The sequence below is a fragment of the Bradyrhizobium sediminis genome (assembly GCF_018736085.1).
In the GTDB taxonomy this organism is placed as follows: Bacteria; Pseudomonadota; Alphaproteobacteria; order Rhizobiales; family Xanthobacteraceae; genus Bradyrhizobium; species Bradyrhizobium sediminis.
In genome coordinates this window covers 4,088,476-4,102,617 of sequence record NZ_CP076134.1, presented here as the reverse complement: position 1 = coordinate 4,102,617, position 14,142 = coordinate 4,088,476, and the positions used below count along the sequence as shown (strand labels likewise).

Below are 14,142 nucleotides of genomic sequence, written 5' to 3'. Positions count from 1 at the left end.
ATCTCCTTGCGGCGGATGGCCAATTGCTAAGGGGAATGATCGAGCCTGAAAATTTCGTGCGATATCTTAAGGGGGTCTACCTACGTATATTCCCGTAGGTCACAGCCCGGTTCCGGGGCCGGCGGTGGGGCCGCCGTCCCGAATCGCCCCTCGAATCCGCGTCACCAGGCTCTCATCGAGCAGGGGCTTCAGCAGCACATCGCGCACGCCGGCGGCCGCAGCCCTGGCCGAGATGTTCTCGTCCGGGTAGCCGGTAATGAGGATGATCGGCGCCATCATGTCGCGGTTGCGCAGGCGCCTGGCCAGATCGATGCCGTTGATATCGGGCATCTTGTAGTCGATTACAAAGCAGTCCACTCCGGTCGAACGGACAGCATTCAGCAGCGCCGCGCCGTTTCTGAAAGTGCGAACGTTGAAGCCGTCCGTTTCAAGAAGAAAGCGCAGCGAGCCGAGGACATCGGCGTCGTCGTCGACCACATAGACCGTAGGTTTTGCGGGTGACATCCTGGAATCCCCGCCCCCCGAGTGCAAATCTGATTGATGCATTGGATAAGCTAACACCCATTCCAGGCAATATGGCTTGATTTAGCTCAATAGCCGGTACGCCGGATTTTGTTCAGTCCTTGAGCAGACCGGCCCGCATCGCCAGCCGCACCAACTCCGAGAGGCTATTGGCCTGCATCTTGGTCATCACGTTGGCCCGGTAGACCTCGATGGTGCGGGGACTGATGTCGTAGTCGCGGGCGATCAGCTTGTTGGAAAGGCCCGCGATGAGGCCTTCCATGACCTGACGCTCGCGCGGGCTGAGCGTCGCGACGCGCGCCGCAATGTCGTGAGTGACCGCCTCGCCCTTGGCCGCCGGTTCTGCCTGGCGGATGGCTGCCTCGATCATGCCGACCAGGCGGTCGTCCTCGAACGGCTTCTCGAGAAAGTCGACCGCTCCCAGTTTCATCGCCTCGACCGCCAGCGGGACATCGCCATGCCCGGTCATGATCAGAATCGGAAACGTGCTGTGGGTCGCCTTCAAGCGCTTGAGAAGTTCGATGCCGTCGATGCCCGGCATGCGCACGTCGGAGACCACGCATCCAAACTCGAGGCCCGGCAGCATATCGAGAAAATTCCGGGCGGTTTCGAACAGCGTGACGCTGAAGCCGGCCGAATCGAGCAGGAAGTTCAGCGAATCCCGCATCGCCTCGTCGTCGTCGATGACATAAACTTTTCCCTTGTTCGGCATATTCAGCTCTCGTTTGGCGCTACGGGCAGCGTGAAGCGGAACGTTGCGCCCCCGGCAGCGTTGCTTTCGGCCAACATCCGGCCGCCATGGGCTTCGATGATCGAGCGGCTGATGGAGAGTCCCACCCCCATCCCGGTCTCCTTTGTCGTAAAGAATGTCTGGAACAGGTTGGGCTTGACGTCATCGTGGAATCCGGACCCGGTATCGGACACTTCGACTTCGACCATGTCGTCCGCCACCTTGGCGTTGGTTACGGTCAGTTCCCGTCGCGGCGATTGCGCCATCGCCTCCAGCGCGTTGCGAAACAGATTCACGAGCACCTGCTGAATCTGCACCCGATCCGCCAGCACCTGATCGCACTCCGGATCGAGATTGAAGCGAAGCTGGACGCTCTGTTCGCGTGCGCCCGCCAGGCCGAGCGCGCCGGCCTCTTCGATCAGTTTCGACAGGCTTTCGACCCGCTTCTCGGATTCCCCTCGCGAAACGAAGTCGCGCAGACGGCGTATGATCTGGCCGGCGCGAAGCGCCTGCTCCGCGGCGCGGTCCATGGCCGTTTCGATCTTCGGCGCATTTGGATCGGAACTGCCGGCGAGCAGCCTGCGCGAGCCCTTCATGTAGTTGCTGATGGCGGCCAGAGGCTGATTGAGCTCATGGGCGAGCGCGGAGGCCATTTCTCCCATCGCGGTCAGCCGCGAGACATGGACCAGTTCGGACTGCAATTCCTGCAGCCGTGCCTGGGTTTGCTGATGTTCGGTAAGGTCGCGCACGAAACCGGTGAAGTAGGGTTCGCCGCCGGACTGCATTTCGCCGATCGACAGGTGCATCGGAAAAGTCGTGCCGTCCTTGCGTTTGCCCGTCACGATCCGCCCGATGCCGACGATGTGTCGCTCGCCTGTCGACCGGTAGCGCGCGAGATAGCTGTCGTGACGCGCGCTGTCCGGGTGAGGCATCAGCAAGCTGACATTTTGGCCAACGGCCTCCTGCTCGGAATAGCCGAACTGGCGCTCGGCCGCGGCGGAGAAGAACTGGATGATGCCAAGTCCGTCGATCACGATCATGGCGTCCGGGACCGTATCGAGGATCGAGCGGAGGTGGCTTTCTCGCGTCTTCAGCGCCTCTTCGAGCTGCTTTTCTTCGTCGAGATCGAGAACCAGTCCGCTGAGATGACGCGCGACCCCGGCCGCGTCCCTGGTCAGGCCGCCGCGGATGCGAAGCCAGTGGCCGCGTCCGGCCGTTCCGACGATCTTGAAGGAGACGTCCAGATTGCCGCCGGTCTCGACAACCTTCTTTATTGCCAGTTCGGTGCGCTCGCGGTCTTTCGGCTGGAGCAGCGAAAGGAACAGCTGGTAGGTAACCGGCGTGCCGCGGGCAATGCCGAACAAGCTTCGCGTGGTATCGGACCAGTCCAAATCTCGGGTCGCGAGCTCAAGATCCCAGGTTCCGACCCCGAATCCCTCGATTTTGAGCCTGAAATGTTCATTTCCGGCGGAGTGGTCTGGCGACGATTGAGTTGTGCCGGTCACGTCCAAGCCTTCACGTCAAGCCTTCACTTTCACTATCCGGTCTCCCGCCAGCCTGAACCGGCAAGATTCGGGTTCGGCGATCCTATACGAGATTGACGCCCGTGAGGGCGGTCGACGGCTGCAAAACTGCGGTGCCGAGCCGACAATTTCGCCTGATGGCGATACAGACGCAAGGCCTGCCCGGAGCCTCTTCCGGAAGACGGCCGGGCTCGCCGCCACGCGAAATTCACTGCGGTTGGAGGCAGTTTGATCTATCTCATCCTGGCCCCCGATTCAGGGCCTAAAATTATCAATAGAATGGAGAAATTGAATGACCTATGCGACCATCATGGTCAATCTGGCGCTTGACCAGCCCAACGAGGCTCGTCTCGAAGCTGCCGGCCAGATCGCTGAGAAATTTGACGCAGGGATTGTCGGGATTGCGGCGTCACAGTTCAGCCCACCGCTCTATTTCACCTCGGGAGAGCAGGCCCAGAATCTGATCGACCAGGGTCAGGCGGCGCTGAAAAAGCGCCTATCGGAGCTGGAAGCGCAATTCCGCGGGTCGGTCAAGAATCGGGCCATATTTGTCGAATGGCGCAGCGCCATCGACTTTCCGGCGCGTTTCATCCTGCAGCAGGCGCGTTGCGCCGACCTCATCGTCAGCGGCGGGCACAGCGATGCGCTTTCCGATCCATTTGCGATGGCCAGCCCGAAGGATCTGGTGATGCAGGCGGGCCGCCCGCTGCTGGTGGTCCCCGACACCGCCAACTGGCTCGATTTGCGCAGCGTGCTGGTGGCGTGGAAGGACACCACCGAGGCACGGCGAGCGATCGCCGATTCGCTGCCGTTGCTGCGCAAGGCCAAGTACGTCACCGTCGCGGAGATCGTGGAAGCGGGCGACAGCCGTCCGGCCGCCGTCCTGCGGGTTCGCGATGTCGTGGCATGGCTGGAGCGCCACGGTGTCACCGCCACCGAACTAGTGCCGGAGAAGCACGGCGCCGCCACCGATCAGCTCGACAAAATAGCTGCCGATGTCGGCGCCGGCGTCATTGTCGCGGGCGCCTACGGCCATTCGCGATTCCGCGAATTGATTCTCGGCGGCATGACGCAGCATCTCATTACCCAGACCACCCGTTGCGTGTTGCTGTCGCACTAGATGGCGATAGCGCAACGGCCAGAACCGACAGGATCGCGCCTTGTACACATTTCTCGAGGAAACCGTCGCCGGTCACATGACGCGCGAAGTCAAGACGGTGACGCGCGACCTCACGGTGCGTGGGCTAGGTGACCTGTTCGAGCGCGACGATTTCAATGCCTATCCGGTCGAGGAGGACGGGCAGATCATCGGCCTTGTCACCAAGTTCGATTTCCTGAAGTGCTTTGCGTTCACGCCAAACCAGATGGTGCCGCGCTACGACGATCTGATGAAGCGAACCGTCGCCGACATCATGACGTCGGAGTTCATCTACGTGCGCTCCGACACCAAACTGACGCGGGTGCTGCAGCTGATGGTCGAGCATCGCTTCAGGAGCGTCCCCGCGATCGACAGCGGCCATCGATTGGCTGGCATAATTTCCCGCGAGGATATTCTCAGGGCGCTCGAGGCCTGCTCCGGCGACAGCGCTTGAGTGAGCGGACGCTCAATCCGAAAACACCGCGTCCACAGCTCACGACCCTTGCCTATTGATGAGGCGAGGGCGCTCGCAAGGTCCTTGATAGTTAGACGAAAGGCGACTGCCGCGCGTCGCTGGACTCTATGAAGATCACCAAACTTAACGAAATTGATCTCGATCAAATCGTCCCCGGCGCTATTGTGGTTGTTAGATTCGTGTCCTCAAGAAGAGATTCCACATGAGCCAAGCCGCTAGTTTGAAGAAGATGACCATTGGTGAAAGTGGCTTGACGGTCGTGTTCGCAGCGACCGCCTTTCTGTGCATGATAGGCGCAGCTAAAGCCCTCGATGCTCCCTTCGCATTCCATGCCTCGCTCGGTGCCGCTGCCAGTCTCGCGGCGGTCTTTGCGATTCTGAACCGGTACTTCGATCGCCCGGCGCAGTTGCCGCCGCAGGAAATCAACGGCCGGCCCAACTACAACCTGGGCCCGATCAAGTTCGCCTCGTTCATGGCGATGTTCTGGGGCATTGCCGGTTTCACCGTCGGGTTGCTGATCGCCTCCCAGCTGGCGTGGCCGGCGCTCAATTTTGATCTGCCATGGACGAGCTTCGGCCGGTTGCGGCCGCTGCATACCTCAGCGGTGATCTTTGCATTCGGCGGCAACGTCCTGCTTGCGACTTCCTTCTACGTGGTGCAGAAGAGTTCACGCGTGCGGCTCGCCGGCTACATCGCGCCGTGGTTCGTGGTGCTCGGCTACAATTTCTTCATCCTGATCGCCGGGACCGGCTATCTGCTCGGCGTCACGCAGGGCAAGGAGTACGCGGAGCCGGAATGGTATGCCGACCTGTGGCTGACCATCGTCTGGGTCGTGTATTTGCTTGTGTTCCTGGTGACGCTGATCAAGCGCAAGGAACCGCATATCTTCGTCGCCAACTGGTTCTACCTGGCGTTCATCGTGACGATCGCCGTGCTCCACCTCGGCAACAATCCGCCGCTGCCGGTGTCGGTGTTCGGATCGAAATCATACATCCTCTGGGGCGGCGTTCAGGACGCGATGTTCCAGTGGTGGTACGGCCACAACGCCGTCGGGTTCTTCCTGACTGCCGGCTTCCTCGCCATTATGTACTACTTCGTTCCGAAGCGCGCCGAGCGGCCGATCTATTCCTACCGGTTGTCGATCATCCACTTCTGGGCGCTGATCTTCCTCTACATCTGGGCCGGCCCACATCATCTGCATTACACCGCGCTGCCGGACTGGGCCCAGACCCTCGGCATGACCTTCTCGATCATGCTCTGGATGCCCTCCTGGGGCGGCATGATCAACGGTCTGATGACGCTGTCGGGCGCCTGGGACAAGCTTCGCACCGATCCCGTGCTGCGCATGCTCGTGGTGTCGGTCGCCTTCTACGGCATGTCGACCTTCGAAGGCCCGATGATGTCGATCAAGGTCGTGAACTCGCTCAGCCACTACACTGATTGGACCATCGGTCACGTCCATTCAGGTGCGCTGGGCTGGGTTGGGTTTGTCTCGTTCGGCGCGCTCTACTGCCTGGTTCCCTGGTTGTGGGATCGCAAGCTCTACAGTCTCAAGCTCGTGAACTGGCACTTCTGGGTCGCGACCATCGGAATCGTCCTCTACATCTCCGCGATGTGGGTGTCCGGGATCTTGCAGGGTCTGATGTGGCGTGCCTACACGTCGCTGGGCTTCCTCGAATACTCCTTCATCGAGACCGTGGAAGCGATGCATCCATTCTACATCATCCGCGCCGCCGGAGGAGCACTGTTCCTGATCGGGTCACTGATCATGGCGTACAATCTCTGGATGACGGTGCGCGCCGGCGAGGCGGAAGTGCAGTCGCCCGTCGCTCTGCAGCCGGCGGAATGAGGAGCGAATAAATGTCTTTCTGGACGCGGCATCAAATTTTCGAAAAGAACTCGATCATCTTGATCGGAGGCATCCTGGCCATGATCGCGGTCGGCGGCCTGGTCGAGATTACCCCGCTCTTCTATCTGAAGAGCACGATCGAGGTGGTCGATGGCGTCAGGCCGTATACTCCGCTGGAGCTCGCGGGGCGCAACATCTACCTCCGCGAGGGCTGCTATCTCTGCCACTCGCAGATGGTCCGCCCGCTACGCGACGAGGTCGAGCGTTACGGTCACTTCTCGCTGGCGGCCGAGAGCATGTACGACCATCCGTTCCAGTGGGGATCGAAGCGAACCGGCCCCGATCTGGCCCGGGTCGGCGCAAAATATTCCGACGAATGGCATGTGACGCATCTGGTCAATCCGCGCGCCATCGTGCCGCAGTCGGTGATGCCCGGATATCCCTATCTGGCCGCGACCGAAGTCGACGCCACCGGTATTGCGGACCATCTGCGGACCAACCGCATCGTCGGCGTGCCTTATTCGGATGACCAGGTTGCCAACGCCGCCGCCGATATGAAGGCGCAGGCCGATCCCGACAATGCCGGGGTGGAAGCGTTCACCAAACGCTATCCGAAGGCCGTCGCGCGAAACTTCGACGGCAAGGGCGGTGCTCCGACCGAGATGGACGCGCTGGTCGCCTACCTGCAGATGCTCGGCACCCTGGTCGACTTCAAGCTTTACAACGAAAAAGCAAATCTTCGCTGAGAAGGCTCAAACGATGAAAGCAATCCTAACGGTCCAGAATATCACCTCGGATTTCGTCACGACCTTCTGGACGCCGATGTTCGTCGGGATATTTCTCGCAATCGTGACTTACGCACTCTGGCCCCGCAACAAGGCAACTTTCGACGAGGCGGCGAGAATGCCGTTGCGGGAGGAATAGAACATGGCTGAGCACAACGAAATCGACCAAGTCACCGGTACCGCGACCACGGGTCATCAGTGGGACGGCATCAAGGAACTAAACACCCCGCTGCCGCGCTGGTGGGTCATAACCTTCTATCTCACGATCATCTGGTCGATCGGATACTGGATCGTCTATCCGGCGTGGCCGCTGCTGGCGAGCCACACCACGGGTCTGTTCGGGTACTCGTCCCGGGCCGATGTCGCCGTCGAACTCGCCAACCTGGAAAAGATCCGCGGCGACAAGATGGTGAAGCTCGGGGCGGCGTCGCTGGTCGAAATCGAGAAGGATCCGGCGTTGCTCGCGCTCGCCCGCGCCCGCGGCAAGACGGTGTTCGGCGACAATTGCGCGCCGTGCCACGGCAGCGGCGGCGCCGGCGCCAAGGGCTATCCCAACCTGAACGACGACGAATGGATCTGGGGCGGCTCGCTCGACAAGATCCTGGAGACGATCCAGTACGGGGCGCGCTCCGGGCACGCCAAAGCTCACGAAGGCGCCATGCTTGCCTTTGGCAAGGACGGCGTCCTGAAAAAGGAAGAGATCGTCACCGTCGCCAACTATGTCCGCGCTCTGTCCGGGCTGTCCACCGGCAAGGGATATGACGCCAAGGCGGGCGCCAAGATCTTCGCCGACAACTGTGTCGCCTGTCACGGCGACGCCGGCAAGGGCAACCAGGAACTCGGTGCGCCGAATCTCACCGACAAGATCTGGCTCTATGGGTCCGACGAGGCCACCTTGGTCGAAACCATCAGCAACGGCCGTGCCGGCGTCATGCCCGCATGGGTGGGGCGTCTCGACCCCTCCACGATCAAGGCCCTGGCGGTGTACGTCCACTCGCTCGGCGGGGGCCAATAAGCCAGGATTCGGCTGGGAAATCCTGGATATCGTTTGAGCTGGATCAACTCCGCACGCGGAGTTGAGTCTAGCTTCAATCGACAATGCGAGATAAGTCCCTGCGATGAACAAGCCTGTTCCACCGACCGAGTTGCAGTACGAGCAAGACGCGCCGCTCTATGCGGCGCGGAAGAAGGTCTACCCGCAAAAGGTCTCCGGCACCTTCCGCCGCATCAAATGGGGCCTGATGGCGTTCTGCCTCGGGGTCTATTACCTGCTGCCGTTCGTGCGATGGAACCGCGGCCTCGGCGCGCCAGACCAGGCGGTGCTGATCGATCTCCCCAACAGCCGCTTCTATTTCTTCTTCATCGAGCTGTGGCCGCAGGAGGTCTACTATTTTACCGGGCTGCTGATCGTCGCCGCGCTGACGCTGTTCCTGATGAATTCGCTCGGCGGCCGTATCTGGTGCGGCTATCTCTGCCCGCAAACGGTGTGGACCGACCTGTTCTACGCCGTCGAACGCATGATCGAGGGTGACCGGCGCGAGCGCATGCGCAAGGACGCCGCGGGCGGCGCCGTGAAGCTGCAGCGTTTCGCCGAGATCGGGCTGAAACACGCGATCTGGCTGGTGATCGCCTGGTGGACCGGCGGCGCCTGGGTTCTCTATTTCAACGACGCGCCGACGCTGGTGAAGCAGCTTTTCTTCTTCCAGGCGCCGATGCTGGCCTATATCTGGATCGCGATCCTGACGGCGACGACCTATGTGCTCGCCGGTTTCATGCGCGAACAGGTCTGCGTCTACATGTGCCCGTGGCCGCGGATCCAGGCCGCGCTGACCGACGAATGGGCGCTGAACGTTACTTACAAATACGACCGGGGCGAAAAGCGCACCTCACTGAAGAAGGCAAAGGAATTGCGGGCGCTCGGCCAGCAGGTCGGCGACTGCATCGATTGCTATCAATGCGTCGCCGTCTGCCCCACCGGTATCGATATCCGCGACGGCGCGCAGCTCGAGTGCATCCAGTGCGGCCTGTGCATCGATGCCTGCGATACCGTGATGAAAAAGATCGGCAGGGAAACCCGTCTGATCGGATACGACAACGACATCAACATCCACCGGCGTCAGGCCGGCAAGTCGCCGATCTATCGCTTCGTCCGGCCGCGCACCGTCGTCTACAGCGCCCTGATCACTACGGTCGGTGCGATCATGCTGTATGCCATGCTGACGCGGTCGCTGCTCGACATCAACGTATTGCACGACCGCAATCCGGTCGCGATCAAACTGAGCGACGGATCGATCCGCAACGCCTATACCGTTCGGCTGCTGAACAAGCGGGGCTTCGACCGGGTGATCGCGATCGATATCGACGGCCCGACCAATGCCACCGTCCATGTCGTCGGCGCCGATTCCGTGACCCCGGACCGGCCCATGATCATCCTCGGACGGGATCAGACCACCGAACTGCGGCTGCTGGTGACCGCGCCCGCCGAGAACAACCCCGAGAAGTCGATTCCAGTGTGGTTCCGGGTCACCGATATCGGGCTCGGCGAGGTGACGTCGGCGACCGATAATTTCGTCTCTCCGTAAGATGGCAAGGAAGTTTTCCATGAGCAGACCGCCCGTTTCGCCGAAGCCGCTGACTGGAGGCAAGGTGCTCGTCATGCTCCTTGCATTCTTCGGCGTCGTGATCGGTGCCAATATGGTCATGATGCGGCTCGCGATCCAGACGCTGCCCGGCACCGAGGTCGACAGCGCCTACAGTGCGAGCCTCGCCTACGAGAAGGAGATCGCTGCCGCCCACGACCAGAACGCGCGCAACTGGAAGGTCGACGCCCGGATCCAGCGCGGTCCGAACGGTGGCGCGACGCTGCTGGTGGAGGCGCGGGACAACAATGGCCGGCCGATGACCGGGTTGAAATTCCTGGGGCGCTTCGAGCGGCCGACCGACCGCCGCGCCGATCAGCCGGTGGAACTCGCCGAAACCGGGATCGGCATCTATCGCGGCAACGCGGCGACGATTGCGCCCGGCCAATGGGATCTGGTGCTCGAAGGCGACGCTGCGGGACGGCGGATGTTCCTGTCGAAGAATCGCGTATTGCTGAATTGAAGGAGACCGCATCATGCAGGCGACGCGGGATTTTTCGCATTATGTGAAGGACGCCGGTTCGGGTCTCTCACATATCGACTTGGCTGTGGAAGGCGTCAGCTGTGCCGGATGCATGTCGAAGATCGAACGCGGGCTTTCGGCGATACCCGATGTCACGCTGGCGCGCGTCAATCTGACCGACCGCCGCGTGGCGCTGGAGTGGAAGCAGGGCGCGCTCGATCCCGCCCGCTTCATCGACCGGCTCGCCGAACTCGGATACAAGGCCTATCCGTTCGAAACCGCAGGCGCGGAAGCGGCCGAAGCCGAACAGTCGCGCTTCCTGCTGCGCTGCCTCGGCGTCGCGGCGTTCGCAACCATGAACGTGATGATGTTGTCGATACCGGTATGGTCCGGCAATGTCAGCGACATGATCCCCGAACAGCGCGATTTCTTCCATTGGCTGTCGGCGCTGATCGCGCTGCCGGCCGCGGCCTATGCCGGCCAGCCCTTCTTCAAATCGGCATGGAGCGCGCTGCGCACGGGCAACGTCAATATGGACGTGCCGATCTCGATCGGCGTTATCCTCGCGCTCGGCATGTCGCTGGTGGAGACGGCAAACCACGCCGAGCATGCCTATTTCGATGCGGCGATCATGCTGCTGACCTTCCTGCTGGTGGGGCGCTATCTCGATCAGAGCATGCGGCGGCGGACCCGGGCGGTGGCGGGAAACCTCGCCGCGCTGAAGGCCGAGACCGCGACCAAGTTCGTCGGCGCCGACGAGATCACCGTCGTGCCGGTGGCGGCGATCGATCCCGGCGACATCGTGCTGCTGCGCCCGGGCGAGCGCTGCGCGGTCGACGGCACGGTCATCGAGGGCCGGTCCGAAATCGACCAGAGCCTGATTACCGGAGAGACCCGCCACGTCGCTGCGGAGCAGGGCACCGCGGTCTATGCGGGTTCCCTCAACATGACAGGAACCTTGCGGGTTCGCGTGTCCGCTGCGTCGGAAGGCACGCTGCTGGCGGAGATCACCCGGCTGCTCGACAACGCGCTGCAGGCCCGCTCGCGCTATGTGCGCCTCGCCGACCGGGCGTCGCGGCTTTACGCGCCGGTGGTGCATGCCACCGCGCTGCTGACGATCCTCGGCTGGGTTCTGGCGGGCGCGAGCTGGCATGACGCCATCGTCACCGGGGTCGCGGTTCTCATCATCACCTGTCCCTGTGCGCTTGGTCTTGCCATCCCGACGGTGCAGACGGTGGCGTCCGGCGCCATGTTCCGGGCCGGCGTGCTGCTCAATTCCGGCGATTCCATCGAACGGCTCGCCGATGTCGACCATGTCATCTTCGACAAGACGGGAACGCTGACGCTGCCCGATCTCGAAGTCGTCAACGCATCAGGCATTCCTGACGATGTGTTCAGGGTGGCTGGCCAGCTTGCGCTGGCCAGCCACCATCCGGTCGCAGCAGCAGTGGCGCGGGCCTCGGAGGCGAAAGCGCCGCTTGCCGGCGCAGCCGAGGAATCCGGTCAGGGCGTGCGCGCACTGCTCAACGGCAAGGAGCTCAGGCTCGGACGGCCCTCGTTCTGCGGCGCCGAGCAGCTGGCGGAGGACAGCCTGCGCCTCGATCCGGAAGCCTCTGCCGTGGCGTTCAGCAACGGCGATGCAAAATACGTGTTCTGCGTCCGGCAGGGCCTGCGCCCCGATGCGCAAGCCGTGATCTCCGCGCTGCAGAAGCGCAACGTCAAGGTCGAGATCGTTTCGGGCGACCGCGAGCCCGCGGTTCGGGCGGCGGCGCGCGCGCTCGGCGTCAGCGACTGGCGGGCGGGCGTGACGCCTGGCGACAAGATCGCACGCATCGAAGAACTGAAGGGGCAGGGCTCCAGGGTGATGATGGTCGGCGACGGGCTGAACGATGCGCCGGCGCTGGCAGCCGCCCATGTCTCGATGTCGCCGATCAGTGCCGCGCATCTGAGCCAAGCCACCGCCGATCTGGTTTTCCTAGGCAAACCGCTGGCCCCGGTGGTCGCGGCTATCGATTTCTCGCGCAAGGCGCTGCTGTTGATGCGGCAGAACCTCTGGCTCGCGGTCGGCTACAATTTCCTGGCGGTGCCGATTGCCATCAGCGGGGTGGTGACGCCGCTGATTGCGGCGGCGGCGATGTCCGGCTCCTCGATCCTGGTCATGCTGAACGCACTCCGTGCGCGCAGCGTCGCGAACGGGAGGTCATGATGGAAGTGCTCGTGATTCTGGTGCCGCTGGCACTGGCGCTTGGGCTGGTCGGGTTGCTCGCCTTTCTCTGGTCGCTGAAGAGCGGACAATATGACGATCTCGATGGCGCGGCCTGGCGCGCCATCGCGGACGACGAGCCGGCGCGGGAGCTACCGCCGGCCGAGGCGAAGCCTTCGAAGGCCTGAAGCCGGTTGCCCAGCCGCTACTTGGTCTCCGCGACCGTCATGCCGTTCCATTCCTGCCAGCAGCGGCGCGGAATGACGGCTGAGGCGACAATGCCTTCCGGTACAGCGCGTCGTAGCAGGCGGCCGAGATATCCCAGCTGAACGACCGCGACATCGCGCTGCGGCGCATCGCATCGAGGCGGTCCTTCGCCATGAAGGCCGCGAACGCGCGCCTGATGCCGCCGAGAAAGGATTCTGTCGAGGGCCGGTCGAACAGAAATCCGGTCTCGCCGTCCCTGATGGTTTCGGCGAGGCCGCCGGTCTGGTGGCCGATCGGCAGCGATCCGAACCGCTGTGCATACATCTGGCTCAGGCCGCAGGGTTCGAACCGCGAAGGCATCAGGGTGAAATCGCTGCCGGCGAAAATCCGCCGGGCCTGTCCGTCGTTGAAACCGATGGCGACGCCGATCGCATCCGGCCGGCGGCGATGCGCATCGACCAGCGCCTGCTCGATATCGGGCTCGCCGCTGCCGGTGACGATGATCTGGCCGCCGGCCTCGATGATCTCGTCCGCCGCCGCCAGCACGAGATCGACGCCCTTCTGGTGCACGAGGCGGGCGACCAGGCCGAAGATCGGACCGCGCGACAGCGCCAGGCCGAACTGCTGGCGGACGTAATCGGCATTCGCCTGCTTGCCGTCCCAATCGCCGGCGCCAAACGGCTGCGCCAGTTGCGCGCAAACCCTGGGATCCCAGCTTTCGTCGATGCCGTTCAAGATCCCCGTCAATTGCGCAGCCTCTGAACGCCGGCGAAGCAGGCCCTCGAGCCCGCAGCCGAGTTCCGAAGTGGTGATCTCCTTCGCATAGGTCTCGCTTACCGTCGTCAGATGGGACGCGTAGACGAGACCGCCCTTGAGGAAGGAGAGCTTGTCGTAGAATTCGAGACCATCGATATGGAAAGAGTCTGCGGGAGCGCCGATCCGGCGCAACGACTCCTTCGGGAACAGGCCCTGATAGGCCAGATTGTGGATGGTCAGAATGGTAGGGATCTTGACCGCGTTCCAGGCGAGATAGGCCGGTACGAGCGCGGCCTGCCAGTCATTGGCGTGAACCAGGTCGGCTGCCCAATTCTTGTCCAGCGTGCCTGCCGCCAGTTGTGCAGCGGCGGAGGCAAGCCGCCCGAACCGCACGTCGTTGTCCGGCCAGTCCCGGCCCGAAATATCGCCATAGGGATTGCCGGGGCGGTCATAAAGTTGCGGGCAGAGAAGGACGTAGACCGGCAGCCCATCCCGGGTCGAAGTCAGGCCCAGCGAGCAGGCCGGCATGTCCGCCAGCGCGGCGCATTGACCGACGATCTGGATGTGCAGGAATTGTTCGACGACGTCCCGGTAGCCGGGGAGGATGATCCTGACGTCGCTGAGGGAGCGCAAGGCCCGCGGCAGGGCCGCCGAAACGGCCGCGAGCCCGCCAACCCGGACGAAGTCATCCATCTCTGTGGTAGCGAACAGGACTCTCAAGAAACGCCCTCGTACCAGCACTAACTTGGACTATGCAAGAACGGTTCCAGTTTTTCCGCAGCTGCTCGCATTGTGGGTGCCGGGAGAAACGCTTCCCAGGCCGGGCGGCGCAATTTAGGGTCTCGCCGCGCC

14 protein-coding genes are annotated in these 14,142 nt (G+C 62.7%); 10 read left to right on the top strand and 4 right to left on the bottom strand.

Annotated features, from left to right (window positions below):
- Nucleotides 1-99: 99 nt before the first annotated feature.
- The 3 genes from KMZ29_RS19685 to fixL all read right to left on the bottom strand — a co-directional run bounded on the left by KMZ29_RS19685 (nt 100) and on the right by fixL (nt 2,757).
- Nucleotides 100-504: a response regulator gene (locus KMZ29_RS19685; protein WP_215620783.1), complete on the bottom strand. Its 405-nt coding sequence runs from the start codon at nt 502-504 to the stop codon at nt 100-102.
- Nucleotides 505-616: 112 nt separating this feature from the next.
- On the bottom strand, nt 617-1,234 hold the full coding sequence (gene fixJ / locus KMZ29_RS19680; RefSeq protein WP_215620782.1) for a response regulator FixJ: 618 nt from the start codon (nt 1,232-1,234) through the stop codon (nt 617-619).
- 2 nt (nt 1,235-1,236) lie between these two features.
- On the bottom strand, nt 1,237-2,757 hold the full coding sequence (gene fixL / locus KMZ29_RS19675; protein WP_215620781.1) for a sensor protein FixL: 1,521 nt from the start codon (nt 2,755-2,757) through the stop codon (nt 1,237-1,239).
- Between the two features lie 310 nt (nt 2,758-3,067).
- Here fixL and KMZ29_RS19670 point away from each other — a divergent pair, with 310 nt between their 5' ends.
- The 10 genes from KMZ29_RS19670 (at nt 3,068) to ccoS (ending at nt 12,515) form a co-directional block, all read left to right on the top strand.
- Nucleotides 3,068-3,895 (top strand): universal stress protein, encoded by an 828-nt coding sequence (locus KMZ29_RS19670; protein WP_215620780.1) that lies wholly within the window; start codon nt 3,068-3,070, stop codon nt 3,893-3,895.
- A gap of 40 nt (nt 3,896-3,935) precedes the next feature.
- On the top strand, nt 3,936-4,367 hold the full coding sequence (locus KMZ29_RS19665) for a CBS domain-containing protein (RefSeq protein ID WP_215620779.1): 432 nt from the start codon (nt 3,936-3,938) through the stop codon (nt 4,365-4,367).
- 250 nt (nt 4,368-4,617) lie between these two features.
- Nucleotides 4,618-6,237 carry a cytochrome-c oxidase, cbb3-type subunit I gene (gene ccoN / locus KMZ29_RS19660; protein WP_369810141.1) on the top strand — a complete coding sequence of 540 codons (1,620 nt, stop codon included), beginning with the start codon at nt 4,618-4,620 and terminating at the stop codon, nt 6,235-6,237.
- An 11-nt stretch (nt 6,238-6,248) separates the two neighbouring features.
- Nucleotides 6,249-6,983: a cytochrome-c oxidase, cbb3-type subunit II gene (ccoO, locus tag KMZ29_RS19655; protein WP_215620777.1), complete on the top strand. Its 735-nt coding sequence runs from the start codon at nt 6,249-6,251 to the stop codon at nt 6,981-6,983.
- A 13-nt stretch (nt 6,984-6,996) separates the two neighbouring features.
- Nucleotides 6,997-7,161 carry a cbb3-type cytochrome c oxidase subunit 3 gene (locus tag KMZ29_RS19650; RefSeq protein WP_215602866.1) on the top strand — a complete coding sequence of 55 codons (165 nt, stop codon included), beginning with the start codon at nt 6,997-6,999 and terminating at the stop codon, nt 7,159-7,161.
- A 3-nt stretch (nt 7,162-7,164) separates the two neighbouring features.
- Nucleotides 7,165-8,037, top strand: coding sequence for a cytochrome-c oxidase, cbb3-type subunit III (ccoP, locus tag KMZ29_RS19645; protein ID WP_215620776.1), 873 nt, complete (start codon nt 7,165-7,167; stop codon nt 8,035-8,037).
- A gap of 103 nt (nt 8,038-8,140) precedes the next feature.
- Nucleotides 8,141-9,604 (top strand): cytochrome c oxidase accessory protein CcoG, encoded by a 1,464-nt coding sequence (ccoG, locus tag KMZ29_RS19640; RefSeq protein WP_215620775.1) that lies wholly within the window; start codon nt 8,141-8,143, stop codon nt 9,602-9,604.
- 19 nt (nt 9,605-9,623) lie between these two features.
- The gene (locus KMZ29_RS19635; protein WP_215620774.1) at nt 9,624-10,124 is read left to right on the top strand and encodes a FixH family protein; all 501 of its coding nucleotides are present in this window, start codon (nt 9,624-9,626) and stop codon (nt 10,122-10,124) included.
- Nucleotides 10,125-10,137: 13 nt separating this feature from the next.
- Nucleotides 10,138-12,330, top strand: coding sequence for a cation-translocating P-type ATPase (locus tag KMZ29_RS19630; protein ID WP_215620773.1), 2,193 nt, complete (start codon nt 10,138-10,140; stop codon nt 12,328-12,330).
- On the top strand, nt 12,330-12,515 hold the full coding sequence (gene ccoS / locus KMZ29_RS19625; protein ID WP_215620772.1) for a cbb3-type cytochrome oxidase assembly protein CcoS: 186 nt from the start codon (nt 12,330-12,332) through the stop codon (nt 12,513-12,515). Before KMZ29_RS19630 ends, ccoS begins: the two co-directional genes overlap by 1 nt.
- 37 nt (nt 12,516-12,552) lie before the next feature.
- Here ccoS and glgA read toward each other — a convergent pair whose 3' ends face one another.
- The gene (gene glgA / locus KMZ29_RS19620; RefSeq protein WP_215620771.1) at nt 12,553-14,010 is read right to left on the bottom strand and encodes a glycogen synthase GlgA; all 1,458 of its coding nucleotides are present in this window, start codon (nt 14,008-14,010) and stop codon (nt 12,553-12,555) included.
- Between the last annotated feature and the right edge of the window lie 132 nt (nt 14,011-14,142).

What these genes read in the sequence shown, in the direction of transcription:
- KMZ29_RS19685 (WP_215620783.1), bottom strand. Translation starts at nt 504, where the DNA reads ATGTCACCCGCAAAACCTACGGTCTATGTGGTCGACGACGACGCCGAT.
- fixJ (WP_215620782.1), bottom strand. Translation starts at nt 1,234, where the DNA reads ATGCCGAACAAGGGAAAAGTTTATGTCATCGACGACGACGAGGCGATG.
- KMZ29_RS19670 (WP_215620780.1), top strand. Translation starts at nt 3,068, where the DNA reads ATGACCTATGCGACCATCATGGTCAATCTGGCGCTTGACCAGCCCAAC.
- ccoN (WP_369810141.1), top strand. Translation starts at nt 4,618, where the DNA reads ATGACCATTGGTGAAAGTGGCTTGACGGTCGTGTTCGCAGCGACCGCC.
- ccoO (WP_215620777.1), top strand. Translation starts at nt 6,249, where the DNA reads ATGTCTTTCTGGACGCGGCATCAAATTTTCGAAAAGAACTCGATCATC.
- KMZ29_RS19650 (WP_215602866.1), top strand. Translation starts at nt 6,997, where the DNA reads ATGAAAGCAATCCTAACGGTCCAGAATATCACCTCGGATTTCGTCACG.
- ccoP (WP_215620776.1), top strand. Translation starts at nt 7,165, where the DNA reads ATGGCTGAGCACAACGAAATCGACCAAGTCACCGGTACCGCGACCACG.
- ccoG (WP_215620775.1), top strand. Translation starts at nt 8,141, where the DNA reads ATGAACAAGCCTGTTCCACCGACCGAGTTGCAGTACGAGCAAGACGCG.
- KMZ29_RS19635 (WP_215620774.1), top strand. Translation starts at nt 9,624, where the DNA reads ATGAGCAGACCGCCCGTTTCGCCGAAGCCGCTGACTGGAGGCAAGGTG.
- KMZ29_RS19630 (WP_215620773.1), top strand. Translation starts at nt 10,138, where the DNA reads ATGCAGGCGACGCGGGATTTTTCGCATTATGTGAAGGACGCCGGTTCG.
- ccoS (WP_215620772.1), top strand. Translation starts at nt 12,330, where the DNA reads ATGGAAGTGCTCGTGATTCTGGTGCCGCTGGCACTGGCGCTTGGGCTG.